General features: G+C 52.3%; 19 protein-coding genes. 13 read left to right on the forward strand and 6 right to left on the reverse strand.

Annotated features, from left to right (window positions below):
• Positions 1–65: 65 nt before the first annotated feature.
• The 3 genes from B156_RS0125485 to B156_RS0125495 all read right to left on the reverse strand — a co-directional run bounded on the left by B156_RS0125485 (position 66) and on the right by B156_RS0125495 (position 2,951).
• On the reverse strand, positions 66–1,013 hold the full coding sequence (locus B156_RS0125485; protein ID WP_018622633.1) for a DMT family transporter: 948 nt from the start codon (positions 1,011–1,013) through the stop codon (positions 66–68).
• Between the two features lie 112 nt (positions 1,014–1,125).
• Positions 1,126–2,202 carry an LptF/LptG family permease gene (locus tag B156_RS0125490; RefSeq protein ID WP_018622634.1) on the reverse strand — a complete coding sequence of 359 codons (1,077 nt, stop codon included), beginning with the start codon at positions 2,200–2,202 and terminating at the stop codon, positions 1,126–1,128.
• Between the two features lie 95 nt (positions 2,203–2,297).
• A complete protein-coding gene (locus B156_RS0125495) occupies positions 2,298–2,951 on the reverse strand; it encodes a metal-dependent transcriptional regulator (RefSeq protein ID WP_018622635.1) in 654 nt (217 codons plus the stop codon).
• Between the two features lie 196 nt (positions 2,952–3,147).
• On the opposite strand from B156_RS0125495, the gene B156_RS0125505 reads away from it, so the two are divergent.
• The 7 genes from B156_RS0125505 (at position 3,148) to B156_RS0125535 (ending at position 16,053) form a co-directional block, all read left to right on the forward strand.
• Positions 3,148–4,488: an Nramp family divalent metal transporter gene (locus B156_RS0125505; RefSeq protein ID WP_040586357.1), complete on the forward strand. Its 1,341-nt coding sequence runs from the start codon at positions 3,148–3,150 to the stop codon at positions 4,486–4,488.
• 94 nt (positions 4,489–4,582) lie between these two features.
• On the forward strand, positions 4,583–7,204 hold the full coding sequence (locus B156_RS0125510) for a sialate O-acetylesterase (protein ID WP_018622638.1): 2,622 nt from the start codon (positions 4,583–4,585) through the stop codon (positions 7,202–7,204).
• Positions 7,205–7,423: 219 nt separating this feature from the next.
• The gene (locus B156_RS0125515; protein ID WP_018622639.1) at positions 7,424–8,368 is read left to right on the forward strand and encodes a hypothetical protein; all 945 of its coding nucleotides are present in this window, start codon (positions 7,424–7,426) and stop codon (positions 8,366–8,368) included.
• A 98-nt stretch (positions 8,369–8,466) separates the two neighbouring features.
• A complete protein-coding gene (locus tag B156_RS29885; protein ID WP_018622641.1) occupies positions 8,467–9,285 on the forward strand; it encodes a PP2C family protein-serine/threonine phosphatase in 819 nt (272 codons plus the stop codon).
• 5 nt (positions 9,286–9,290) lie between these two features.
• Positions 9,291–13,412, forward strand: coding sequence for an FtsW/RodA/SpoVE family cell cycle protein (locus B156_RS29890; RefSeq protein ID WP_018622642.1), 4,122 nt, complete (start codon positions 9,291–9,293; stop codon positions 13,410–13,412).
• Between the two features lie 26 nt (positions 13,413–13,438).
• The gene (locus B156_RS0125530) at positions 13,439–14,227 is read left to right on the forward strand and encodes an FHA domain-containing protein (protein WP_157627178.1); all 789 of its coding nucleotides are present in this window, start codon (positions 13,439–13,441) and stop codon (positions 14,225–14,227) included.
• An 8-nt stretch (positions 14,228–14,235) separates the two neighbouring features.
• Positions 14,236–16,053: a serine/threonine protein kinase gene (locus B156_RS0125535; RefSeq protein ID WP_018622644.1), complete on the forward strand. Its 1,818-nt coding sequence runs from the start codon at positions 14,236–14,238 to the stop codon at positions 16,051–16,053.
• Between the two features lie 212 nt (positions 16,054–16,265).
• Here the strand turns inward: B156_RS0125535 and B156_RS0125540 are convergent, their stop codons facing one another.
• From B156_RS0125540 to B156_RS0125550, 3 genes are all read right to left on the reverse strand, one after another.
• Entirely contained in the window at positions 16,266–17,837 is a 1,572-nt protein-coding gene (locus B156_RS0125540; protein ID WP_018622645.1) for a DUF1501 domain-containing protein, read from the reverse strand.
• 85 nt (positions 17,838–17,922) lie between these two features.
• A complete protein-coding gene (locus tag B156_RS0125545) occupies positions 17,923–19,473 on the reverse strand; it encodes a DUF1800 domain-containing protein (RefSeq protein ID WP_018622646.1) in 1,551 nt (516 codons plus the stop codon).
• 187 nt (positions 19,474–19,660) lie between these two features.
• Positions 19,661–20,911, reverse strand: coding sequence for an MFS transporter (locus tag B156_RS0125550; protein WP_018622647.1), 1,251 nt, complete (start codon positions 20,909–20,911; stop codon positions 19,661–19,663).
• A gap of 330 nt (positions 20,912–21,241) precedes the next feature.
• Between B156_RS0125550 and B156_RS0125555 the strand changes: the two genes are divergently transcribed.
• From B156_RS0125555 to B156_RS0125580, 6 genes are all read left to right on the forward strand, one after another.
• Positions 21,242–22,375 carry a Gfo/Idh/MocA family protein gene (locus B156_RS0125555; RefSeq protein WP_018622648.1) on the forward strand — a complete coding sequence of 378 codons (1,134 nt, stop codon included), beginning with the start codon at positions 21,242–21,244 and terminating at the stop codon, positions 22,373–22,375.
• Between the two features lie 124 nt (positions 22,376–22,499).
• Positions 22,500–23,645: a Gfo/Idh/MocA family protein gene (locus B156_RS0125560; protein WP_018622649.1), complete on the forward strand. Its 1,146-nt coding sequence runs from the start codon at positions 22,500–22,502 to the stop codon at positions 23,643–23,645.
• A 46-nt stretch (positions 23,646–23,691) separates the two neighbouring features.
• On the forward strand, positions 23,692–23,919 hold the full coding sequence (locus B156_RS0125565) for a DUF433 domain-containing protein (RefSeq protein ID WP_018622650.1): 228 nt from the start codon (positions 23,692–23,694) through the stop codon (positions 23,917–23,919).
• Positions 23,916–24,278 carry a DUF5615 family PIN-like protein gene (locus tag B156_RS0125570; RefSeq protein WP_018622651.1) on the forward strand — a complete coding sequence of 121 codons (363 nt, stop codon included), beginning with the start codon at positions 23,916–23,918 and terminating at the stop codon, positions 24,276–24,278. Before B156_RS0125565 ends, B156_RS0125570 begins: the two co-directional genes overlap by 4 nt.
• A gap of 19 nt (positions 24,279–24,297) precedes the next feature.
• Complete coding sequence (locus B156_RS0125575) at positions 24,298–25,350, forward strand: sugar phosphate isomerase/epimerase family protein (RefSeq protein ID WP_026261060.1); 1,053 nt, start codon at positions 24,298–24,300, stop codon at positions 25,348–25,350.
• A 64-nt stretch (positions 25,351–25,414) separates the two neighbouring features.
• The gene (locus B156_RS0125580; RefSeq protein WP_018622653.1) at positions 25,415–26,275 is read left to right on the forward strand and encodes a YDG/SRA domain-containing protein; all 861 of its coding nucleotides are present in this window, start codon (positions 25,415–25,417) and stop codon (positions 26,273–26,275) included.
• Positions 26,276–26,303 lie beyond the last annotated feature (28 nt).

Here is a 26,303-nt window from a genome sequence, read left to right on the forward strand (position 1 = left end):
AGCCACCCATATAGTTGAGTGGTCAGCTACTGGCCCTGCGTACGCCAACGTCGCACCCGGCCCGGTTAGCTGTTTCCTTTTATGACTTCGGCAGACTCGATGGTCACGGGACGATTTAGCCGATGGTTCAGCATCGGGTACGCCAGCACAGCCACCAGTATCACGACGGTACCCACGTAGAACCCCGCCGTCATCCGCTCGGAGTTGCCAAAAATGAGTACGGCGAGCAGAATGCCGTATACAGGTTCCAAATTTACGGTTAAGATTGCCATGTACGGCGAAAACTTACGCAATAGCTTTACGCCAACGGTATAGGCATACACGGTACACACCATCGACAGCACCAGAAGCCAGCCCCACTGCCCCAGACTATCCGGCACATACTGAGCCACCAGACTACCCTGAGCGGAGTCGGCCGCACGAATACCCAGCCATAACAGAAAAGCACCCATCGACGCGCCAGCCATCTCGTAGAACGAAATTACGTAGGCATCGAGCCGTTGCGCGAACCGGCTGTTGATGATGGTGAACAGGGACGACAGCATGGCCGAGAAAACCGCCAGTGCCAGCCCGGCTCCTTTGTCGAACTCAAAACGGAAAATCATGTACAGGCCCGCCAGCACTACCGCTCCCAGAATCACTTCCACAGTGCGCACCCGCCGACGCAGGATCAGCGGTTCCAGCACGCTCGCCCAGAGTGAACTGGTAGCCATCCCCGCCAGACAAACCGATACGTTGGCGACGCGGGCGGCCAGAAAAAAAGCGACCCAGTGCAGCGCGATAACGCCACCCGTAGCCAGCAGCCGCCAGCGGTCGCCGGGGGCTACCCGGACCGACTGCCGCCTGACGAGCAGCACAACGCCCATGCCCAGCACGGCCAGCAGCGTACGGAACAGCACTACCGCCGATGAATCGAGCGGCTCCAGCAACTTACCCAGAATAGCCGTAAACCCCCAGATCAGTACAATGAAATGGAGTTGGAAGTAGTCGGAGAGGGAGGGATTTTTCTGCATAGGATGAACGACGAATGATGAATGATGAATGATGAATGATGAATCTGGACTGGTGAGCCGCCTTTCATTATTCACTGTTCGTCATTCATCATCCATCATTTATAATTCATCATTATCTCGGTATCGTATTATACAGCAATACCCCAATTCCTGCAAAAATAGCGTTTGGCAGCCAGACTGCCACAATGGGATTCAGGTTGCCTGACTCGGCAATGCCTTTGGCCAGCATGAAGAACAGCAGGTACGTAAACGCCAGAATAAACCCCAGTGCTACCTGCCAGCCGACACCCCGGCGGCTCTTGCGGGCCGACATGATGACGCCCATCACGGTCAGAATAATGATGGCAAAGGGCCGGGTATCCCGACTGTATTTTTCCAGCAGATACGTTTCTACCCCGTCTGCTCCGCGGCTTTGCAGCAGGTTTATGCGTTTGTTTAGTTCGGGGCGGGTAAGGGTTTCGTACAGGTTGAAATCGGAGTTGAAATCATCCGGTTTCAGGTTCAGCGTTGTATCCATCCGCGCGCCGGGGGTGAGGGTTTCCTTTAACCCATCGATAGCGCGGATTCTATAGTCGATAAGAGCCCACTTCTTCTTTTTTGCATCCCACTCAATCCGGTCGGCAGAGAGTTTCTGCCGGAGGAGGTTGCCATCAATTTTTTCCAGCGTGAACTTGTAGCCTGTGTTAACCGAGTTGTTGTAACTCTCCAGATACGCGTAGGTATTGGGGGCAATTTTTAGATGCACGTTACGACCCGAATAGGTGTAGGAGTCGTTGATATACTTTATCTCGAACGCAATCCTGACTTTATTGGCCTGGGGAATAATGTAGTTGACCATGAAATAGGTAGCCACCGCCAGCACGGTTGCTCCCAGCACGTAGGGAAATAACAACCGGATAAAACTCACCCCACTGCTCAAAATGGCAATAATCTCGGTTCGGGCTGCCAGGCGTGAGGTCAGAAAAACGGTGGCGATGAACACCATCAGCGGGCTGATGTAATTGGCCCAGTAGGGCACAAAGTTCATGTAGTAGTCCCAGAAGATTTCGTTGCCGGGGGCGTGGGTCTTATGGAAATTATCCACCTTTTCGGTGTAGTCGATCATTACCACCACCAGCACAATAACCAGTACCACGAAGATGTACGTTTGCAGGAAACGTTTGAGTATGTACCAGTCTAAGAGTTTCATAAAGTAGGTTAGTCAAATGGTCAGTTAACCGGTCAGTCAGTTGATTGGTTGGTGAGTAATTTACTAGCCACCTGATCAACTACTTAACGACTCAACTAACTCACCAATAAATTTTTGGCGACTTCGTAGCTGACGAATACGGTACGGTCATTCCCTATTTGTACCAGCACCGATTTGTCGAAGGCATTGATTTCACTAACCGTCACGATGGACCCCAGTGTTAGGCTGGAGTGGTTGAGGTGCTGCAAAAATTCAGTCGAGTGTTCCATAACGGCTCTCAGGCAAACGGCTTCTCCGGCTTCGGCATCCGATAGCTTACGGTAGCCCATTTCCGGCATCTGACCCGTTGGCGTTGGAATGGGATCGCCGTGGGGGTCAAACTGCGGGTGACCTAAAAACGTATCGAGTCGAACCACCAGTTCTTCGGAGCGGATGTGTTCCAGTTCTTCCGCCATGTCGTGGACTTCATCCCAGCCGAACCCCAGCTTCTGTACCAGAAAAACCTCCCAGAGCCGATGCCGGCGAATAATCTGAAGGGCCAGCCGCTCCCCTTCTTCGGTGAGCCGTACGCCCTGGTATTTTTTGTAGTGGATAAGCTCCTTGTCGGCCAGTTTCCTGAGCATGTCGGTTACCGAAGCCGCCTTGGTTGCTGTCATCTCCGCGAGTGCATTCGTACTCACCTCTCCCTGCTGCTTACTAGCCAGATTGTAGATGGTCTTCAGGTAATTTTCTTCGGTGAATGACTGCATGAATGTCGGTATTGAATCAAAACGGCAAAAGAACGAAAAACAGTTTGCTCACAAAGGTAGTTTTTATGTTAAACTTTCTAAAAATTTAGGCTGGCCTAAATTTTTATTTCAATTATCCTTATATTTGTTACAGTTGCTTTAACCGTTGGCCGTATCCAGAGCCGGATACAGCAACGATTTTACATACCTGATTGAGATGGAGGTACCCAATACGCCGGTAAAGAACTGGCAAGAGACAATAAACGAAGACGAAGCGACTCAGGGACATGCGTCCGTTCGGGTGCCCGTCGGGAAGGGATTTTTCGAGACGTTACGGGCTTACATCGGTCCCGGCCTGATGGTTGCCGTTGGGTACATGGACCCGGGCAACTGGGCTACGGGCATTGCGGGTGGGGCTCGTTACGGGTACCGCCTACTGTCGGTCGTGCTGATTTCCAATCTGTTTGCCATGTTGCTCCAGCATCTGGCGCTCAAACTGGGTATTGCCTCCGGGCGTGACCTGGCGCAGGCCTGCCGCGACCATTTCAGCCGACCGGTGTCGTTCGTTCTGTGGATACTGGCCGAAATTGCCATTGCCGCCTGCGATCTGGCCGAGGTTATCGGGTCGGCCATTGCCCTCAACCTGCTGTTTGGTTTACCCCTCACGGTAGGAATACTTATTACGGCACTGGACGTATTGCTTCTGCTGTTTTTGCAGGGTAGGGGTGTTCACGTGCTGGAACGGGTCGTAGCCAGTCTCATCTTTTTGATTGTGGGTTGCTTTGGCTACGAAATGCTGGTGTCCCGGCCCGACATGGCGGGTATTCTGGTTGGTTTGATACCCCGTACCGAGGTTGTAACCGATCCGGGTATGCTCTATCTGGCTATTGGTATCCTGGGCGCTACCGTTATGCCGCACAATTTGTACCTGCACTCCAGTATCGTGCAAACCCGCGCCTACAGCCGCGATGATGCCGGTCGGCGGTCGGCCATCAAGTTTGCTACTATAGATTCTACTGTTTCGTTATTTCTGGCTTTCTTCATCAATGCCGCCATCCTGATACTGTCGGCGGCTGCGTTTCACTTCTCGGGTAATCAGCAGATTGCGGATATCACCGATGCGCACCGGCTGCTCGACCCGGTTCTGGGCGTCAAATTTGCCGGGATCATGTTTGCCGTAGCTCTGCTGGCTTCGGGCCAGAACTCCACCCTGACCGGTACTATGGCGGGGCAGATTGTGATGGAAGGTTTCCTGAAGCTACGGCTCAAGCCCTGGCTGCGTCGGCTCATTACCCGCCTAGTGGCCATCGTTCCTGCGCTGATTGTGGCTATTCTGTATGGCGAAAAAGGGACCTCCGAACTGCTGGTATTGAGTCAGGTTATTCTATCGTTGCAGCTCAGTTTTGCCGTTGTGCCGCTGGTTCAGTTCACCGGCGACAAACTGAAGATGGGGAAATTTGTCAACCCGGTTTGGATGAAGGTGCTCTCGTGGGTGGTAACGATACTGATTATTGGTCTGAACGGGTATTTGTTGTGGGACGCGGTCTTGTCCATATAACGCCTTTTCTGCCTGTTCCGGCAAAACCATTCGCCGGGAACGTACGTATCTAGTTACAGGTGTTGTAGAGACAACTACCTTAGCTAATTGCTCTATGAGGGTAAAAATTTTACTCTTCCTGGTGAGTTTTTTCGTTTTTGCGTCAATAGCCCATTGTCAATCGGTTGTAACGTTTGATCAGCTACCGGCCAATTATCAGCTTTTTGCGCGTGACAGTACCAACCAGGCCACCGTTATTGTTAGTGGAACAGCCATAGCGCCGGGGCCTGACTCGTTGTCGGTAGAACTTTGGCGCGAGGGTAAGCTACGGTCCCGGTCCGGCATAACGCTGGCGGTTAGCCGACCCAGTTCGTTCAGCAGCAGTGTCCGGATCAGGGCCGAAAAAGCCCAGTATGCCATTCGTGTCTACGCCCACATGGGGCGTGATTTCACGTTGATTGCAGAACGTACCCGCCTTGTTTGCGGGGATTTTATTCAACTCTATGGCCAGTCGAATGCCGCTGCCTTATCGCCAAACTACGCATTCGATGACACCTATCTACGGAATTTCGCTACTTCGGTCACATCAGATCCTTCTGAGGGGAAGGTAGTCTGGTACCCGGCCAAACAACCTTACGGCGGGTCGGGTATGATTGGCTGGCGTTTGCAGGAGTTGATTCTGGAGCACTTCGGCATCCCTACCTGCATTGTGAACGGAGCGGTTGGGGGGGAAGGAATCGACTTTCTGCATTACCGAAATGCGCAAAATCCAGCTGACCTCACTACAGCTTACGGGCAACTGTTATATCGTCAGCAACAGACACAGGCACTTTCCTCTCTACGGGCTATTATCTGGAAACAGGGTGAAACGGATGCCGGTGGTGCCTTCAAGACTGCCGACTATTACAGCCGCGAATTCGATAAGCTATATAAAAACTGGCAGCAGGACTATCCATCCAAGCCCCGCATTTACCTCAGTCAGCTCAATTTCCTGCCCGACCGTAACCCCAGCGCGGGCCGCATCCGCGATTTTCAGCGACGGACAAAAAAAATATACCCTAATCTGGAAACCATTGCCACCGTTGGCACATCCGGGTTTGAAGGAATCCACTACGCACAGCAGGGTTACCTCCAAACGGCCAACGAGTTGTTCCGCCAGATTGCCCGGGATCTCTATCAGTCCCCGGATACGGTACAGATTAATTCCCCGGATATTCAAAAGGCGTATTACAACAGTCGGAAGGACACCGTTACGCTGGTTTTTGACGACCGGATGCAGATGGTCTGGCCCGCTGATTCAACCCTGAATGATATAAACACGGGCGAAGCCTACCAGCGCCGGATGAAGGACTTCTTCTATCTGGACGGGCAGGCTAATCTGGTAAGCAGCGGCTCGGCTAACCAAAAGAGAGTTACCCTGGCCCTGACGTTTCCCGTTTCGGCTACGGCCATAACCTACCTGCCGCCGTTTTTTGCGGACTCGCACGTAACATTTTACAATGGGGTTCACCTGACGAATAGCCGGGGGATGCGCGCTTTTTCCTTTGCCGATGTCCCGATTGGTAACGTCCTGCCCGTTGTTGCTCTGAAAAGTGCCGACCTGCTGCCCGGAAACAGCGTATCTCTTTCCTGGAATGCTGCACCAATGCCCCCTGATACCTACGAGATTGAACGGGCTGACAGCCCGAATGGCCCGTTCGTTATGATTGGCCGTACCAGCGGCCAGTCTACCAGTTTCACCGATACCACAACTAAACTCCCGGCTGCTGTTGTCTATTACCGGCTGCGGGCTACCACTGCTACGGCTGAGTCACCCCCCGGTGCGGCCCTGAGGGTACAAACGACCGATATAGCCTCTGCCACTGAGTCCGCTGATTTACAACTGGCTATGACTACGTCGACCAGAGTACCCGTTGTGGGTAGTCCATTTGAGGTAACGCTAACGCTGAGAAACACGGGCTCAACTGCGGTTACGCAGGCCGTTGTAGAGAACCGACTCCCTAAAAACATGATCTTCGTTTCCGGTGGTCCGACGGTTAGTTACGCAACGGGTGTGGTATCCATCACGTTCACCTCCTTAACGGCGGGGCAGACTGTTAGCTTACAGTACGTAGCAACGGTGCAACAACCCGGTCGGTATGTGAACGCGGCACAGGTAATCCGGTCATCCCAACCCGACCCCGATTCTACACCGGGCAGCGGTACGGCAGATGGGGAAGATGACATGGCGGTAGTCGAACTGCGAACACAACCCGCCAGTGATACGGCTGTTTTTGTCTCGCCCAACCCAAATCAGCGGCCTATCCCTTCGGTCATCGGCCATAATCCACCCGCTTCGGTTGGTAGCACCGATCAGGCCGATTTGAGTCTGGCCATGGTGAGCAGCCGTCTGGTTGCCCGGCTGAACGAGGTTATTAGCTTTACACTGACGGTGAGCAACGCCGGTGGTGCTCAGGCAAAGGCAATTACCGTTGTTGACAGCTTGCCCTCCGACCTGGAGCTGGTAGACGCACCCGGCTGGCAGGTCAACGGGAATCAATTGTCCATTAGGCTAGCGAACCTAAACCCCGGCGAGAGCCGTGCGGTTGTTTTCAGAGCACGGGCCGTTGGCACAAAAGTCGTAGTGAATGCCGCTCAAATAAACCAGGCCGACATCGCAGACCCCGACTCTATACCGGGCAACGGCACCACAAATGGCGAAGATGATACCGCTCAGGTGTTCATCCGCAGGTACTGAGAAGCTGCTTGAGTTAATCACTTTGGCCTACCAATAAGCCTGGTTATGAACGGGCCTTTTGTCCGTACAAAGCAGGCACAGCGCTTAGTATTACCCACTTCCCGACACGTTCCTGGTGATGGGCACGGATACAGCTTAAAACACCGCGTATGGCTGATTTAAAACATCCGGTATCTTGATTGGTTCTTACAGAAAGCACGATTCTGTAGAAACCCCGCCATGAAATCAAAAGTACCCTTTTGGCAACGTCTGGGCTTACACTCCTGGTTTCTTAAAGATTCAGCCGTGGCCGATGAGCAGATGATGCCTACGCCGGATATGGTGTATCAGTATATTGTCGACAAATTCAGCGAGTCAATTGAACAGTTGTCTTTCGCTAACCGAATCGTTTTTTATCACGAATACATCATATGTCTTAACGCGGACGATTACGGCGAGTTCATGGCCAACAAACAGGGCCTGTTCGGGCTTATTGCGCAGGAATCGGTTCGGGTGTTTTACGGGCTGCTGAGCGACTGGCGGCTGGCGGGAAAAACGGTCGAACCGTCGGCCGCAAAATGGGTGTTCCGGTTTGTATCCCACCCTGATTATGACCGGGGTGACCTGGGATTTATCGGTAAACTTCTGCCTGGTAGCGACCAGCGGGACGATAACGTCCGGGTGACGTTTATTCCACGCCAGACCGGGATTGCAGAAACATTCGACGTCAATCAGGATATTCTCAAAGGGTTTACATTTTACAGCGAAGGTTATTACGAAATTCCGTATGGTGATGATTTGCCGTATGACCAAAAGAAGCCCGTCGTAGACTCCCGGCCTAAGTTAGCCCGCCTGGAAACCATTTTGCCCGACAAAGCATTCAGCGGTCGTAAACTCGAGTACATCATTGTCGATGAGGAGGTTATTGTTACCGGTGCGGCAGAAACGAAGGAGACCCTGGCCACATTTCGGGTACCATCGGACTGGGTTGATACCCCGCATCTGCACATTCGCTATAGCCCGCCTGCCAACCAGTTTTATCTTGCTTCGTATGGGGAGAAAACGCTCCTGAACGAAAAAGAAGTGGTTCGAAGCGACATCAACACTACGTCATGGGTGGAACTGCCTTTTAACTCGAAGATGCTGCTGAATGGCATCGTAGGTATCAATCTGTTTAAACCCTGAACAAACCATGTCGACCATTTTATCGGTAGCCTTACTGGGGGTTGGCTTGCTGCTGCTGGTAGCCAATTTTGTCGATATTAAAAAGACCCATAACCGGAATGACTGAAAACTTCATGGGCCTGACGGACACCGGACGGGTGCGGGAAAATAATGAGGATACCTTCATTGCCGAACGAATCCAGAATAACGGCTTGGTTCTGGCCTGCGTCATCGACGGCGTGGGCGGCTATGCCTATGGGGAAGTGGCGGCAGCGGTCGCCCGTGAAGCTATTCTCAGTTACTTTACTTCGGGAGATAGGGTTACCCTGGATATGGTCTCCCTGAATATGGCGTCTGTACTAAAGGAGACGCTAATCATGGCTAATAACAATATTTTTGCGGTTAAACAGCAGAATAGTGGCTACAGTCGGATGGCCTGTGTGCTGACGCTGGCTCTGGTCGACATCAGTAACAACCTGTTTTTCTACGCCCATATTGGGGATACCCGACTGTATCTGCTGCGGGATGAATCGCTGATAAAAATAGCGAAGGACCATTCGTTCGTTGGTTTCCTCGAAGACACCGGTCGATTATCAGAAGCGGAAGCCATGCGGCACCCCAAACGCAATGAAATCGATAAGGCGCTGGGTTTTTACCCGCAGATTGATACCCCCGATGATTACATCGAGACCGGTCAGTCGCCTTTTCTGCCGGGTGACTTGCTCCTGCTATGCAGTGACGGGCTAACCGACTTCGTGCCCAAAGGGGAAATTACGGCCATTTTGGCGGGGGACGGATCGCTGGCCGAAAAAGTAGCGCAGCTGGTGGCGGCAGCCAATGAAAGGGGTGGACGCGATAATATCACCGTTGTGCTGGTACACCATGACCAACCTTCCCGTACCCTTCAGGCGATCCGGTCCGGTCAACAAAACGGATAAGCAGCATGGTTCAGAAAACACCCCCACCGACTGGCAGGAAAACAGAGCGATTCTTTTTAGCGCTGATTTCCACCGTGCTGGGGATGCTGTTCTATACGGTATTCATGGTGCTCCAGAACGACTTCCGGGATGTCGATGAGCGGTTGCAGAGCGGAACAATCGTAAACCTAAACGGCAAAAACAGCCCGGCAAATTTGGCAGCCCTACTGGAAAAAGGCTATTATTTTGACGACAACCAGGATGTCCGTTTCATTCAGGAAGCCCTTACCAGCGCCCTGCGTGCCGATTCGTCGGTCATTGACAACGTCGGTGAGTTGAACAAGCACCGATTTGCTGTTTTAGCGGATGATGCGTTCATCCGGGGTGGAAACTCATTTAAGAAACGGGCCGCTTTTTCGCGGTCGTTACTGGGGCTTACCGATGATGATTCGCTTAAATTTCACGCCGTACTGCCGTCCTCGTTGCCATCCGTCACCGACGTTGGTTTGCGGGGTTACCGCCTGAGCGGCACCGTTCGCAGTGGGACGGATAGTGTGGCAAGGGGCGTAACAGTCCGGTTAACACTGGTTTTGCCGCCCGACAGCACCGACCTCGGCGATGGAAATGATGGAGTCGAGGCAAAAGAGAGTACGGAGCGTAAACCGGGAGTCACCGCCGTATACGGAGTAGATGCGGGTCATAAGCGATCCTTACGGGCATTGACCGCCCTGGCCCGGACGGACGCGCAGGGTGGCTTCGCCTTTATTAACCTGCCTGCTGGCCGGGCGTTCGAAGTGGGGCCCCTACAGCCGGGCTATCAGTTTGGTTCCTCACAAGGGGTGTCCGCCCTGACCCGCGACGTTTCATTCACATTTTATCGGGCACCTCACACCATCAAACTCTTGTCGACCCGTGAGTTTATCATCCTCAAAAAAGAAAGATCACTGATTGTCCGAACGCCCGCCGAATTTAACGAGTGGTTTAAATGGATAGTGGGTGGCTTTTTCGGCGGATTTCTCTTACTGCATCTGCTCGTTAGCTTCCGGCTCCCGCAGGCCGATCCGCTCATTATGCCCGTCATTATGCTCCTGACCGGGTTGTCCTTCCTGATTCTGCTCGGCCTGCAGGACCCCCTCCGCGATCGGTTTCTGGCTAAATCCACCCTGCTGTATTTTGGTGTAGCGGTGGTTGGCATGAGCGTCCTCTTGAGTATCAATCTGCGTCGATTCACACCGGATTCGGGCTTATACCGACTGTTTATTTTTAAAAGAATCCACTCGGCAGCCAACGGGTGGCCCTGGGCTATGGTTGCTACAGCCCTGTTGATTGGTACAATTCTGTTTGGTACGGGACCGGAGGGCAGCGGAGTTCGGGTGAACCTGCTTGGTATTCAGCCGAGTGAATTCGTTAAGTTTTTGCTCATCCTTTTCCTGGCGGGCTTTTTTACAACCAACGAAAAATTGATCAGCGAGTATCGCCGTTGGCAAAAACGGTGGTCATTTTTCTCCTTTGCCCTGCTGGCTATTGGCGTGTGCATTCTGCTTTTTCTGTTGCTGGGCGATCTGGGGCCAGCCATGGTCGTGTGCTTTACGTTTATCATCCTGTTCGCGTTTTCGCGGGGCGACTTTAGCTTCATGGTCGGTGCGGTGGTGTTCTACGTGCTGGCTACGTGGCTGCTGAAAAATCCCTGGTTAGCTACCGGACTCACCGCTGCGGGTCTCCTGCTGGCCCAACTGTTGCTACCAAAAGGGGTAAGCGAGTCGGCGCTGATGGCCTTGGTTGTCATTGCCGGGTTTCTGCTGATCGATCAGCTTCCATTTGTCGATACGTTGTTTCCCGGCCCGGTGCAGCGGTTGGTGGAGCGCAAAGCCATCTGGCAAGACGCCTGGGACAATGAAGTGTACGGGGGCGACCATGTAGCGAATGGCATATGGGCGATGGCCGGTGGAGGGCTGACGGGGCAGGGTATTGGGCAGGGATTTTCCCGAACTATACCAGCCGCGCATACGGATATGGTGCTGCCCGCCATTGGTGAAGCCTTGGGCGGGGCTGGCATCGCCTGCGTATTTATCCTGTTTCTGATCTACCTGCACCGGTCGGTTCTGATCGGTCGACAGACCGGTACGCCATTTCTGTTTTACGTCTGTGCGGGCATTGGCATCAGTACGTTTGTGCAGTTTCTGCTCATTGCGGGCGGTTCCACGGGCGCGCTACCCCTGTCTGGTGTTGCCCTGCCGTTTATCAGCTACGGCGGGTCGTCACTGATCGCTAATTTTCTGGCCGCCGGTTTCCTGCTATCGGCTTCTGCGGTTCGGGGTACAGCCGTTCAGATGACTTACATTGCCAACCAGCAGGACAAACACATCATCCCGGCCCTGGTGGCGGCCTGCGTTGGTCTGGCGCTGCTCATCTGGTACATAACGCCGTATGTTATCGACAACCGGAGTTGGATTGTGCAACCCGCTTTAGTGGCCGACCGAAGTGGGAGACGTATGTTCAGTTATAATCCCCGCATCGGTATCCTGATGAACAAACTACAGGCTGGTTCACTCTATGACCGGGAAGGCCGCCTGCTGGCCACGGGCAATCCCAAACTCATTCGGGAGCAGCCGAAGCGGCTACTCCCCGCCGGTATTCCTGCCTATAATCTGGACTCTGCTATGCGTAAGCGGCTGGACCGGTTTTACCCTTTAAATCAGCAATTATTCTTCTGGGTAGGTGACGCCAATACGGATGTGTTCCGGGGTGGCACCAATGGTTATTTTGCTGAGTATAAACATGCCGCCGACCTTCGGGGGTTTGCTTCTCCCGAAACGACGTACCCGGTTGTGGCGACCCAGTTTCGGGAAGACCGGTTTTTGCCCCGGCATTTGCAGCAGATGACCGTGAGCCGACAGGATTACAGCGCCCTGACGCCGTTGCTGCTGGCGGGCATAAATAGCCCGCAGGTAGAAGCGTTCAGGAAACGAAACCGCGATGTGCAGCTTACGGTAGATGGGGGCTTGCAGATTCAGATTCAGCAGTCTATAGCGCGGGACTCGTCGTTGCGCGACAACCGGGTTTCGGTAGTGGTTATGGAAACGGCCACGGGCGATGTGCTGGCGTCGGCGATGTATCCACTGCCGCCGGTAAATGACGAGGAGCTACTCACAATGACTTCATTCGAGCAAAATCGTCTGCCCAACTGGGTAACAACCAATGATCTAGGGTTTACCCACGCCACGCAGCCTGGCTCAACAGCCAAAGTGCTGACTGCACTGGCGGCTTTCAATAAGCTGGGCCTGGAGGCAACCAAAAAAACATTTATCGTTAGGGGCTACGAACGGATTCGCACGGGGGGCGGGGAACCCGACGAGACTGGCCGCATCGGCCTGGAGCGGGGATTGGTCAAATCCAACAACGTATACTTTATCAAGCTGGCCAACGAAGCGAAGTTACAGGACGAGATGGCTCGGTTATACCTCAAAACCGGCATGTTTCTGCACGGTGTGGGCGGCTATTATTACGAAAAGCCTTCCCGTACCGATTTGGAAGCCAGGTGGTGGGCGTTATGGCGCCAAACCGAATTCAACACCCGTCCCCGCTACAATCCGGGCAACATCCGGCGTACCCGATCCAAAGGAATTTCGGGGATGGCCTGGGGACAGGGTGAACTGATTGCCACTCCGGCCGCCGTGGCCCGGCTGGCAGCGGGGGTCGCCAACCACGGCCTGCTGATGCCCAGCCGCTATGTGCTGACGGTAGGTGGTGTGAAGCAGGCGCCAAAAAAGGGGATTACGCTGGCGAACGACCCGGCGTATGCTCACCTGCTTACTGGCTATATGATAAAACAAAGTGCGGACCGTACCCGTGAATTAGGGGTTGCTGTGGCGGGCAAAACGGGTACTCCCGAGCGAATCTGGAAACGAAAACGGATCAACGACGGCTGGTACGTGTTTTTTGCTCCAAAAGCAACGGGCATTGGTCATGTGGTTGTCTGCGTACGAATTGAAGCGACGAAGGGGTCACGTGATGCCATCAGACTGGCGGGTAAACACGTAACGCCTTTTCTTCGGCAAAACGGTTATATCAAAAGTTTTGGGGCAGTAGCCCCTGAATCGGTCAGCATACCGGTTGCTCTTAACCGCTTGAGCAATACCGATCGTTGAAAAAAGTCATGTTAACGGACAGGGTCATGTTTGATTTTTTTAAGAAAAGGCTGGACAGTCACCCACCCGATGCCAAAACACTACGGGTGGCCCTGCTGCGGTTTCTGAAAGAGAGCCTGCAGCAGGTAGAAGGTGGCGAAGGCCGACACATCAAAGGACTACAGCTTTTTGTGGCTTGTTCGGGCATCCGGCAGCACCTCTATGAAGCCGCCTTGTACCAGCAGGAACCAGGACGCTTCCAGGCTGAGGTGCAGAAAATTGCCGATGATTTTGCCCTTGAGCTGCCCACCACCTGGGTAATGGAAACGACGTTTGTGGACGACCTGCCCCCCGAAGCCCTGAAAAGCCCAACGTTGGATGTCGCCTTGTTTATCCGAACCCGGACTGCTTCGGTTCATACCTTAACGAAGGGGTATATAAGGGTGCTGAGTGGCGAAGCCGAACAGGAAACCTATACCCTCACCGCATCAGACGGGCCGGTCACGATAGGGCGGGAGAGAAAGGCACAGGGCGAGAACGGGTTTGTCCGCATCAACGCCATTGCGTTTCCGGCCAATAGCCCTCAGGAAGGGAATCGGTACATTAGCCGACAGCACGCGCACATCGAGTGGGACAATGGGTTGGGCCGTTTTATGCTTTTTGCCGATGAGGGTGGGGTGCCTCCCCGTAACAAAGTAAAAATAAAATCCGCCGGGGCCGATACGTCCATAAAACTGTACTCGACACATATCGGGCACCCGCTTCGGGAAGCGGATCAAATCGTGTTGGGCGAATCAGCGGTACTCGAATTTAGTTATATAGGCAAACCGGACTAAGCAACGCAATGGGCAGACTATTTACGATAGCGGAGGGGTTGGAAAACATGGGTGCATTGCGCACCGGTGGGCAGGGGTCTGTGTATAAAGGCCGACGCATCGGCGAAATTTTTACGGCGGTAAAGATTCTGCCAACGCCCGTTCATACGGAAAGCGACGACGACAAAAACTTCCATGATTTTCAGAATGAAGTCCAGAAACTGAAGAAAGTCAACGAAGCACCTAATCCAAACGTGGTTAAAATCCTGAACTCGGGCATTACCGAAAGTGGCTCGTTTCCGTTTATTGAAATGGAGTTCATCGAAGGCCCCGACCTCGAAGAACTTCTGCGGCCCCCGCATGATCCGGTTTTTTCGATTCGGGAAGTGGTGAAAGTAGCCGACCAATTAGCCAGCGCCCTGGCCCACTGCCACAAAGTAGACGTCCGGCACGGCGACATCAAAAGCAACAACGTTAAGTTCAACGTTCATACCGGCAACTATGTCCTGCTCGATTTTGGGTTATCTGCCATGTCTGACGAGCAACGGCGCACCAGCCTCAGGCATGCCGGTGCTATCGAATTTATGGCACCCGAGCAGAACGAAGGCCGTATGCTTTTTCAAACCGATGTGTATAGCTACGGAATTATCCTGTACGAACTGCTGGCCGGTACGGTTCCGTTTCCCCTGCTCAATAAAGGGGAGACGACCCGCAACGGGGTAATGGTAGCGCACATGGAAACACCCGTGCCCGACGTGCTGAGCCTGCGCCGGGAACACCTGCCCGACTCCTGGCCAGACGACCGCAAAGAGCGGGAAATGCAGATACCGGAATGGCTGCTTTCGGTGATTGCTACCTGCCTGGAGAAAGACCCCGAAAAGCGATTCGCCACGGGTATCGAACTGCACGAAGCGATCATCCGGGGCAGTACACTAGCCGTAAAAAGCGTTGACGAGCGGGTAAACGGCGCCACGGTTCTCCAGGGCGAGAACGGGCGGCTGCTCAGCTTAGTCCGGTATTATCAGGAGCGGGCTATTGACGGCGAGCGGGCAGGAGCAGAGTTAAAAACCCTGCTGGCGCAGAAAGAAGAGGAAATCAGGACACTAACCGAGGCCGCGCAGTCTCGCCCGGTAGGGCAGCCGCGTCCGGTTGATCCCTCGGCCAAATTATTGACGGATAGTTCGGCTGTCCAGCCGTCCGTACCCGGCAAATCAAGACTACCGTTTCGCCGGGCGAAAATGGCCTGGTTCGCCGTTATCACCCTGCTGGTTGGCTTAGGTATGTGGGGGGCTTATTCTCAGTTCAGGGCAAAGCCGACAACGAATCAGGCCCGCCCAATGGATGCGGATACAAGCCTGGCAACCAATGCAGAACCAGCCAATCGTAATCGGGTAGATGCGCCCAACGCTAAAACCAAGGATATCTCCGATAAGCAACCCATAAAAAAAGTAGATAAACCCGTTCCCAGACAAACAAGTGTAACACAGCCTTCCCCGGCGGATAGGCCAAAAACGGCTTCCAGGCGTCCTGCTAACCCACAAGTCGTCAGGCGTGACAGCGGCAGGACGGGGTCCGTTCCTGCCCAACCTGTAACCGTTCCCGGCACCAGCGACCCCACTTCGAACGGTAAGGGTAAACGCTACACCTTGTCGTCCAAATATGCTTACTTTCATAATGAGCCGGATCAAAGCACCCGCCGGGCGGCTAACATCAATATTTGGAACAATGCAAGATTGACTCCCTTAGATGAACGTAATGGGTTCATCTACGTAGTTTATACCAATGAGCAGGGGCAAACGTCGAGAGGCTGGTTGCTTAAACGAGACCTTAAGCCCATTGATAAATAAACCCTACAGGAAGTCCTGTAGATACTGCCTCAGGGCCAACATGTAAGGCTGATTGAGCGGGTCGATAACGCACGTATCCTGGGTTGTAAATAGCTACGAGTATCGTTATCTACTGAGTAAAGTGTAAGTTATACGGAGTTATTCTACTTGTATAAATACCGAATGGTGCGCACTACGATTGGCCGTTCGTAAATTGAAAAACAAGCTTTTGTTTACCGGACTATTACCAGCCGCTTCGTTAATAGTCCCTGAGCCGTTTCAACACAGAGCGTGTAGTTGCCGATGGGTAGGTTGCTGACGTTCATCTGTACCGAGGTAGCCGTTGGCCGCGACATATCGACGGATACAAATCGTCCCTGCATGGTAGTTAACTGCACCGATTGTACACCCTGAGCCAGCCAGTCCGATTCCAGCACAGCCACCGTCGATGCAGGGTTGGGGTATAAACGGGCTTCGGTGGCTGTAGGAGTAACGGCCGTAACGATTTGCGGTGCCCGAAATACGGTGGCTACCGGAAAGTCCCGAAATAGCGTTGTGGATTCGGTAGCCGTGTCGGTCCCGAACCAGTCGGTCAGGATGGCGGCATACACCTGCCGAAAGTCAGTCTGCATTTTCAGGTTGTTATTGTCCAGATCGCTCAGGTTTGGATTTTTGCCCACCATGGGCGATTTGACGGCCGTGCCAAAGATAAACATAGGGGCCGAGGTGCCGTGGTCGGTACCCAAACTACCATTCGAGATAGCCCGACGGCCAAACTCCGAAAAAGTCATTCCGACCACCCTATCCTCTATCTTTAACTGCGACAGGTCATTCTGAAAAGCCAGTACCGCATCCGAGAGCGTCCTGAGCAGATTGGCGTGCGTACCCGTAGTGGTATCGGTGCCCACTACCTGAGCGGCATGGGTATCGAAACCACCCATAGTGACGTAATAGACTTTCGTCTGCATCCCACCCGCAATGAGTCGGGCAATAATTTTAAGCTGATCGCCAAGGGCATTGGCGGTTGGGTAAGTAGCCAGATTTTTGCTTTTGCCAGCCGCCGTTTTGATCTGACCGGCGTAACTGACCGAGCTGGCCTGCTGCTGCCGGATGAACTCGATCTGCTGCCCGGCATAGCCCGTCAGATTAGTAGCCGGGGCATTGGGTTTATCCCCCACCAGCCGGGCAAAGGTGTCCGGGTCCTGGAGTACTATCGCCATCGAATCCGTGGGGCCGAGCAGCGACGTAGCGGTTGCATACCCAATCTGAATAGCCGGTGGATCGGGCATCTGGGCGGTTGGGTAATTATCGGGGTAACCGGGGAAACGTTTGTCGAGGTAACGCCCAGCCCAACCAGAGGCAGCGGTTTGGGAGGAGTCGACAGCAGTCATCCAGATATCGCTGGACCGGAAGTGCGAAAAGTTGGGCGTTGGGTACGAAACGCCCTGCACAATACTGAGTTTGCCGTCGTTGAAAAGTTGCTGCATGCCGGTCATGGCCGGGTGCAGCGCCGTTTGTGAATAGTTTTTCAATCGGAGGACTTTTGCTTCGGGAATGGCTATGTTTCCCCGGAATTTTGGGTCGGTATACACGCCCATCTGGTCGAGCGGAATAACCATGTTCAGGCCATCGTTGCCCCCCTGCAACTGAATGATGACTAAAACCCGGTCCGACTGGTCGGCCAGATCGACCAGAGACTGAATGAACGACGAAGGCCGGGCAAAGGCTTTGGCTCCGTAACCATCAATCAGGACAGGCAGCAGCAATGACGAAGCCGCATGTTGGAGAAAAGTACGACGCTTCATGGGTAAAGAGCGAAAGAGTGAATGAGTGAAAGAATGAATGAGTGCCGCGCCTTTTCGCTCTTTTACTCATTCACTCTTTCACTATTTAGATTACCTGATACTCCGCCATACGGAAAATGTATTGCAGGAAAGCCGTCAACTTCATCTGAACGGCCTGTTTTTTAGCGGCATCATTGGGTGACTGGATGTAGTCGTTCCATTCGCCGGTCCACTCATAGCGTGGAATCGAGTTGAGCAAAACGGTATCGGTCAGAAAGTCCAGTTGCGATTTGTCGAGCGGAACACCTAATAGCTGGCTGGTTATATTAGCCACCAATACACCGGCATCGGCGGGATTGGAAAGCGTTCTGGCATAGGCCACTGAATCAATCACAACCTTGCCATTCAGTTTCAGGGCGTTGGTTGTCAGGGCATCCCCAAAGAAGCCGCGCAACCCCAGGGTAGTCGAGTTGATCCACTGTTGATAATAACCCGTCTGGTAATAAGCCGTCCAGCCAAAAACCGTGGGGGGATTCAGGATCTGCTGTTGCTGTTCGGTAATACGGGCAAAAATGTAGTTGCCAATCTGGTAAAAGGGGGTTATGTTCTGAGCCGGGTCAGGCGCCTGTACCCCCCAAAAACGGAACGTACCGATTACCAGCTCGGTGGGTGATTTGATCATGCCCCCCCGAATGGCCTCGTCGTAGAAATGCTGACTCTGGAAAAGGGCCGTCAGCACGGGTTTAATCTCAAAATTAGCTTTTCTGAACACCTCGGCCAGCGGCTGGATAAAATCAGTTTCGACGGTGGGGGTGATATCAGAATTAATAAACCAGCGGTAAAGCTGACGGCAGATATAACGGGGTGTTTCTGCATGGCTCAGAAGCATATTGATCAGGTCGTTCAGTTCATCCAGCCCGGCAGTAACCGTCGAACGTCCTTTGATAACCGTATTCTGATAGGTAGCCGAAAAGGTTTTGTCCGTTTTGTCGTGCTGATTTAACCGAAACGTACTGCCTATCGGCGTGGTGGTGGCGCTCCGGTAACTGACATCGGTCCAGCCGGTCAGTACTCTGGCCGCTTCGCGAACATCGGTTTCGGTATAGCCACCGTTTCGGCCAATAGTAAACAGCTCCATGAGTTCGCGGGCGTAGTTCTCATTGGCCCTGCCCACTATATTCTGATTCCCGTTCAGAAACCGGAGCATGGCCGGGTCCTGCGTCATGGCAACGGCAAATGATTTGAAATTGCCCAGCGCATACTGCCGTAGCAGGGCGTTATAGCGGTACATGAACCGGTAATCGTTAACCGTCGAGAAGTTCGTTACAAAATGATTCGACCAGAAGAGGGTCATCTTTTCAAGCAGCGATATGGGCTGATTGAGCATCAGATTAGCCCACCAATAGGTGAGATACGCAGTAAACTTCCCGGCATTCGTCGTCTCGAACGGCTGGTCGTGGAAGGGTTTGCCCGTTGCCAGATTGAGCGGGGGAGGGGGTACGGGCTGGTCGGCCAGTAGTTTTGTCATGAGCTGGGCCGCCGTTTGCCCGATCAACAGTTTAACCTGATCCGCAGTAGGTCCGAATGTGGCCCGTCGGAGCAGGTGAGCAACCTGGTCTGCCGTCAGGGGTTTTGTGTATGCATCGAGTAGGCCCACAGTATGCCGTAGTTAGCGGGTTAACGAACGTTCACCGCTGACTGACAATAAAGGTACTTACAAGGTTCAATCCGTTACTCATAATTAATTGATTTTTAATTATGTATGCAGCAAAACGCCCTGTAGCCAGCTGGCTACAGGGCGTTGATTTTCTACCTGCTTGCAACCGTCGTGATTGCGACTACTATTACAATTGCGGCTGTTCCAGTACTAAGTTTTCGTCAACGTGGCCCGCTTTCTTGTTGCGCATCCAGAACCACAGAGCCGTAAACGCAAAAATTAGAATAATCGGAAACGTCATCATAGTCGAGAGAGTGGCTTGCCCCGCTGCTAATTCAAGTTCTGATCCGGTTAGACCTTTGGCCGCGTTTGCCGCATGATCACTATCAATCCACCGACCAATGATTGGCTGGAAAATAGACGTTGACAGCATACCCACCCCACCAATGATAGACATTCCTAACGCTCCGCTTAATGGAACTCGCTGGGCAACAAAGCCGATCATAGTTGGCCAGTTAAAACACACGCCAAGGCCGAATATAACAGCGGCTAAATAGGCTATTGGGCCCGTTACGGTACTGAACATATAGATACCGATGGTTGCTAAAACGGCTCCTCCGAGCAAAACACCTGTTTGCCCGAATTGTCCTACAACTGGACCCGTGAAAAGACGACCAATAGTCATTACGCCGAATGTCAAGGCCAGAACCAGCATAGCATCTGCTCCACTGCTGCTTAATACAACGGCTACCCACTGGTTAGGACCAAATTCGGTAATGGCAGTCAGTGCCATACAGCAAAACAGGGCGATGTACAAAGGAGTCAGCATGGCCTGGAAGTTCTTCGCTAAAGACGTTACACCCTCCACTTTTGGCTTTGGGAAAGGCTGGCCAAAAAATAGGAACGCGTAAACAATGGTCGGAAGCATAAGCACCCATATTTGGGTCTGCCAGGTGGAACCTGCATCAGTCATGAATTTGGATATCAAACTACCAATCACAATACCTCCGGGAAACCACATGTGAAACCGTCCCAGCATTTTATTCAGCTTGTTGCTGGAATACATATCGGCAATCATTGGGTTACAGGCAGCTTCAGTACAGCCATTACCGAAGCCGATAAAGAATGTTGAGAACAACAGACCTGTATACCCACCCGCATAAATAGTCAGTAAAATTCCTAATGTGTGAGCAACAACAGCTACCTGCATGATAATTTTTGGTCCTATTGTGTGATACACTATGCCACCAATCACCATTGAAATAGGAAAGCCAAAAAAGAACATGGAATTTATAAAGCCCAACTGCTCGGCAGTCAAACCAAATTCGTTTCCTAGTTGGGGCAGAATACCAGCCCTGATACTAAAGGAAAAGGCTGTGGTGATAATAGCCAGGCAACTTGCCAGAAACAGCCGTGAGGGGTTAACAGATTGATTCATTATCTGCGAGAGGGGATTTAGTGGTTTATTACTGTATCAACGAGCAAAAGACGAAAGGAAGAATAAACTCACTGTCCCTTTGTCATTTTTGTGCAAAATTTCCGAAAAATTAGAGAAAACTACTAATTTTTCGGCGGGATAAACTAGTTTGACGGTGCGCGAAGCAGTTCAATTAACTGCATGTTAACCTGCCTAGACCGCTTAGTGCTACTAGGAACCATAAACTGAATACCATATACCGTAAACGGATTTACAGTAAACTCCCCCCTGTGTTTCCCTTTTCTTACCTGTTTACACTCAACACAACGACCTATGCATAGAAAATTAAGAATGGGCATGGTGGGTGGCGGACTGGATGCCTTTATTGGTGCCGTTCACCGCCGGGCCGCTGCTTTCGACGGCGAAATCGAACTGGTTTGTGGCTGCTTCAGTTCATCGCCCGACAAATCGAAGGCAACGGGGCACGCTCTCTATTTGCCCGAAAACCGCGTTTATGCCTCCTTTGAGGAAATGATTATGACAGAAAAATCCCTGCCCGAGGGCGAACGGATGGATTTACTGTCGATTGTGACGCCCAACAACTTGCACTTCCCACCCGCCAAAATGGCCCTTGAAAATGGATTCCATGTGATGTGCGATAAACCGATGACGCTGACGCTGGATGAAGCCAAAGAACTGGCCGAAATCGTGGAGAAATCAGGGTTGGTATTCGGACTGACGCACAACTACACTGGCTACCCGATGGTGAAAGAAGCTCGTGCCATGATTAAGAACGGTATCCTGGGCGAACTTCGGAAAGTGGTAGTGGAGTATCCGCAGGGATGGCTGTCGAAGAAAGAAGAGGATACGGATTACAAACAGGCTATCTGGCGTACCGACCCGGCTCAATCGGGCGCGGCCGGGTGCATGGGCGACATTGGTACCCATGCCGAGAATCTGGCCGAGTATATCACCGGCTTGCGAATCAACGAACTCTGCGCCGACCTGACCAGCTTTGTACCCGGCCGCCAGCTCGATGATGATGGCAATGTGCTGCTGCATTTCGAGGGGGGTGCCAAAGGGGTTTTGCACGCCAGCCAGATTGCAAATGGCGAAGAGAACGGGCTTAAAATTTACGTGTATGGCGAATTGGGTGGCCTGGAATGGCATCAGATGGAGCCGAATACGCTGAAGTATAAAACCCAGGAAGGCCAGCGTATCATCCGCCCCAATGTAGGCACCTTATCTGAATCGGCCAAAGCCCACTGGCGTATGCCGGCGGGTCATCCGGAGGGGTTCTTTGAAGCATTTTCCAATCTGTATCGCAACTTTGCCTACGCCGTAAAAGCGCACATGGAAGGCCGCGACCCCGACCCGCTTTATGACTTCCCTGGCGTTCAGGACGGTATCCGCGGGCTGGCGTTCATCGACACCGTTATAGCCTCGAATCAGTCGGATAAGAAGTGGACGAAGTTTGTTCAATAGTATTTTTTATTTTTTTTCGCCGTAACGTTTTCCCGCAAGCCAGCGAATTAATTCGCTGGCTTGCGGGAAAACAGCCAATTCGCCTGCTGACGAAACGGCGCTATACTTTATACCTTTTCCCCTTATGCAAAAAATTAACATTGGTGTCGTTGGCACCGGATTCATCGGCCCGGCGCACATCGAAGCCCTGCGTCGTTTACCCAATACGAACGTTCTTGCCCTGTGCGAGGTAACCCCCGAACAGGCCCGGCAGAAAGCCGATCAACTGGGCATTGAACGGGCCTGTACATTCGACGAACTGCTGGCTATGGAGGACATTAAGGTAGTGCACATCTGTACGCCCAATTTCCTGCACTACTCGCAGTCAAAGGCAGCTCTGGAAGCAGGTAAGCACGTCGTGTGCGAAAAACCCCTGGCCAAAGACCTGCACGAAGCCGAGGAACTGGTGAAACTGGCAAAAGAAACCGGACTGGTCAACGCCGTCCATTTCAACCTGCGATACTACCCACTCGTTCGGCAGATGAAAGTGATGCGGGAGCAGAACGACCTGGGCGAAGTGTACTCCATTATTGGCTCATATCTACAGGACTGGCTGTTTTATAACACCGATTATAACTGGCGGCTCGAACCCGATAAGTCGGGCGACTCGCGGGCCATTGCCGATATTGGGTCGCACCTGATGGACAGCCTGGAGTACATTACAGGCTTAAAAACCGTAGCGGTCATGGCCGATTTCAATACGGTGCACAAAGTCCGGAAGAAGCCGCTGAAGCCCGTGGAGACGTATTCGGGCAAGATGCTCCAGCCGGAAGACTATGCCGACGTGCCCATCAATACCGAAGATCACGCCAACGTGCTACTGAAATTCGATAACGGGAACCGGGGGGTCATTACCGTGTCGCAGGTATCGGCAGGGCGCAAAAATCAGATGAAGCTGGAAATTGCCGGTTCGAAGAAAACCTACGCCTGGAACTCCGAAGCCCCCAACGAAATGTGGATTGGCAACCGCGACGGGGCCAATCAGTCGTTCATGCGCGACCCGTCTCTGGCGCACCCCGAAGCCCGTTCGGTCATCTCATTCCCTGGCGGGCACAACGAAGGCTTCCCCGATACCTCGAAGCAACTATTCAAAGAAGTGTACGACGCGGTGGCAGCTGGCAAACAACCCGAAAATCCGACCTTCCCTACCTTTGCCGATGGTTACCGTGAACTGCTTATCTGCGAGAAAATCCTGGAAAGTAACCGGAAGCAGGCGTGGGTGGAAGTTTAATGGAAATCGTTATCTTGGCGTAGCGTACAGATTATTCTAAAAAGTCATGAATTATCGAGACATTATTTCAATCAACCCAAACATCCGGTTCGGTCGCCCCTGCATCACCGGCACCCGCATTTCAGTAGGTGATGTGCTTGGCTGGTTGTCCAGAGGGATGTCACACGAAGAAATTATCGAAGATTTCCCTGAACTGACCAATGAGCAAATTATGGCTTGTCTGGCGTTTGCTGCCAGTCGGGAACGAAACATTAAGGTAGTTGTCTCGAAATGAACACGCCCACTTTTTCGTTGCTCTTCGATGAAAATATTTCATATCGGGTGGTGAAGCAAATTCTTCATTTATTTCCTGGAAGTCAGGCGGCAAAACAAATAAAGCTACTGGCTAAAGAAGATTTTCTGATTTGGGAGACAGCGAAATCGGGCGGTTTTACCATCATTACCTACGATGAAGATTACGAACTGTTGAGCAACCTGCGTGGCTGGCCACCTAAAGTGATTTTGATCAGGTCCGGCAACCTGAGCAATACGGAAGTTATAGCTATGCTCCAGATAAATTTCGATGCTATCTCCGATTTTCTCCTTGATATAGAATTTGATGCACGGGGTGTACTCGAACTGTATCAGTCCTAAGTAAACTACTGATAAGAATATGAAAACAATGAAAGGTCCGGGCATATTTCTAGCCCAGTTTCTGGGTGACGAAGCCCCGTTTAATTCGCTTGATTCTATTGCCAAGTACATGGCCGACCTCGGCTACAAAGGCGTTCAGATTCCTACCTGGGACCCGCGCATGATTGACCTGAAGCAAGCCGCCGAGAGTCAGACCTATTGCGATGACTACAAAGGAAGGCTGAAGGAAATTGGTGTGGAGATCACCGAACTGGCCACGCACCTGCAAGGGCAATTGGTGGCTATGCACCCGGCCTACATGGCCATGTACGACGGATTCGGCCCGGCCGAACTGGCGGGCAAACCCAAAGACCAGCAGGCTTGGGCGACCGACCAACTCATTATGACGGCCAAAGCCAGTAAAAATCTTGGCCTGAAAGTCAGTCCTTCTTTTTCGGGAGCACTGCTGTGGCCGTTCATGTATCCGTGGCCGCAGCGTCCGGCGGGTTTGGTGGAAACTGGATTCAAGGAATTGGCCAGCCGCTGGATGCCCATTCTGAATGCGTACGAAGATGCGGGTGTCGATATCGCCTTTGAACTGCATCCCGGAGAGGACCTGCACGATGGTGTTACCTTCGAGATGTTCCTGGAGCAGGTAAACAACCACCCGCGCGTAGGCATCAACTACGACCCCAGCCACTTTGTGTTGCAGCAACTGGATTACCTCCAGTTCATTGATTTTTACCACGACCGTATTTTTGCGTTCCACGTTAAGGATGCCGAGTTCAACCCCACGGGAAAACAGGGTGTATACGGTGGTTTCCAGGGATGGGTAGAGCGGGCCGGGCGGTTCCGTTCACTGGGTGACGGACAGGTCGATTTCTCCGGTATCTTCAGCAAACTGGCGCAGTACGATTACGATAGATGGGCGGTGCTGGAATGGGAATGTGCCCTCAAACACCCCGAACAGGGAGCGGCCGAAGGAGCCCCCTTCATCGATAGTCACATTATTCGCGTAACCGAACGCGCCTTCGACGACTTTGCCGGAACCGGTGCGGATGATGCATTCAATAAAAAAGTACTGGGTTTGTAAGTGTTTACGATGGGTTGTAGCGCTAGCGGTACAACCCATCGTCATTTAAAAGTAACTGTACTCTATGCGTGTATTCGGTCATGTAGTAGGGATTCCCGAAGGAAGTGAATTTGAAAATCGGTATACCCTGTCGCAATATGGAGTTCATCGTCCACTACAGGCAGGAATAAGTGGTTCACAAGACGAAGGTGCCGATTCAATTGTGCTATCGGGCGGATACGAAGATGACAAAGACTATGGTGATGTTATCATCTATACGGGGCATGGCGGGCGTAGTCAGGTAACAGGACTTCAAGTTGCGGACCAAAAACTAACCCGGCAGAATTTAGCATTAGCCCTTAATTGCCAACGAGGGACGCCCGTAAGAGTAATACGTGGCTATAAACATACTTCCCCTATATCGCCAAAGGAAGGCTACCGATACGATGGTTTATATCGGGTTGATTCTTATTGGCAAGAGCAGGGTTTGTCTGGTTTTGTCATCTGGAGATTTCGTCTGGAGAAAATTCACGAACAGTTAGCTACTGATACTGTCGAAGAACCCCCATCTATATACGAAAACTCTGAGCGCATCGAGATAACCATTCAACGGATAATGCGTGATACGAAACTGGCTTTGTCGGTTAAAGAAATGTATAATTTCGAATGCCAAGTATGCCAGATTCGTATTCTAACTAACGCGGGTCTTTATGCAGAAGCGGCTCATATCCAGCCATTGGGCATGCCACACAATGGTCCAGATAGTATCGACAATATCCTCTGTTTATGCCCAAACCATCACGTTATGTTCGACTTTGGGGGTTTCAGTATTGCAGATGACTTAACTCTGATTGGACTGGAAGGAGGGTTGTATAAAGAGCCAAAACATTTCATTAACCCTCGCTATCTACAGTATCACCGTGAACATTTTGCTGATAAGATTTAGTGATTTGTTATTGCGAACATTTTGTAGC

Origin of the sequence: Spirosoma luteum DSM 19990, assembly GCF_000374065.1 — a bacterium.
Lineage (GTDB): Bacteria > Bacteroidota > Bacteroidia > Cytophagales > Spirosomataceae > Spirosoma > Spirosoma luteum.

Coding starts and splice junctions, on each gene's coding strand:
- B156_RS0125485 (WP_018622633.1), bottom strand. CDS start 1,013: ATGCAGAAAAATCCCTCCCTCTCCGACTACTTCCAACTCCATTTCATT.
- B156_RS0125490 (WP_018622634.1), bottom strand. CDS start 2,202: ATGAAACTCTTAGACTGGTACATACTCAAACGTTTCCTGCAAACGTAC.
- B156_RS0125495 (WP_018622635.1), bottom strand. CDS start 2,951: ATGCAGTCATTCACCGAAGAAAATTACCTGAAGACCATCTACAATCTG.
- B156_RS0125505 (WP_040586357.1), top strand. CDS start 3,148: ATGGAGGTACCCAATACGCCGGTAAAGAACTGGCAAGAGACAATAAAC.
- B156_RS0125510 (WP_018622638.1), top strand. CDS start 4,583: ATGAGGGTAAAAATTTTACTCTTCCTGGTGAGTTTTTTCGTTTTTGCG.
- B156_RS0125515 (WP_018622639.1), top strand. CDS start 7,424: ATGAAATCAAAAGTACCCTTTTGGCAACGTCTGGGCTTACACTCCTGG.
- B156_RS29885 (WP_018622641.1), top strand. CDS start 8,467: ATGACTGAAAACTTCATGGGCCTGACGGACACCGGACGGGTGCGGGAA.
- B156_RS29890 (WP_018622642.1), top strand. CDS start 9,291: ATGGTTCAGAAAACACCCCCACCGACTGGCAGGAAAACAGAGCGATTC.
- B156_RS0125530 (WP_157627178.1), top strand. CDS start 13,439: ATGTTTGATTTTTTTAAGAAAAGGCTGGACAGTCACCCACCCGATGCC.
- B156_RS0125535 (WP_018622644.1), top strand. CDS start 14,236: ATGGGCAGACTATTTACGATAGCGGAGGGGTTGGAAAACATGGGTGCA.
- B156_RS0125540 (WP_018622645.1), bottom strand. CDS start 17,837: ATGAAGCGTCGTACTTTTCTCCAACATGCGGCTTCGTCATTGCTGCTG.
- B156_RS0125550 (WP_018622647.1), bottom strand. CDS start 20,911: ATGAATCAATCTGTTAACCCCTCACGGCTGTTTCTGGCAAGTTGCCTG.
- B156_RS0125555 (WP_018622648.1), top strand. CDS start 21,242: ATGGGCATGGTGGGTGGCGGACTGGATGCCTTTATTGGTGCCGTTCAC.
- B156_RS0125560 (WP_018622649.1), top strand. CDS start 22,500: ATGCAAAAAATTAACATTGGTGTCGTTGGCACCGGATTCATCGGCCCG.
- B156_RS0125565 (WP_018622650.1), top strand. CDS start 23,692: ATGAATTATCGAGACATTATTTCAATCAACCCAAACATCCGGTTCGGT.
- B156_RS0125570 (WP_018622651.1), top strand. CDS start 23,916: ATGAACACGCCCACTTTTTCGTTGCTCTTCGATGAAAATATTTCATAT.
- B156_RS0125575 (WP_026261060.1), top strand. CDS start 24,298: ATGAAAACAATGAAAGGTCCGGGCATATTTCTAGCCCAGTTTCTGGGT.
- B156_RS0125580 (WP_018622653.1), top strand. CDS start 25,415: ATGCGTGTATTCGGTCATGTAGTAGGGATTCCCGAAGGAAGTGAATTT.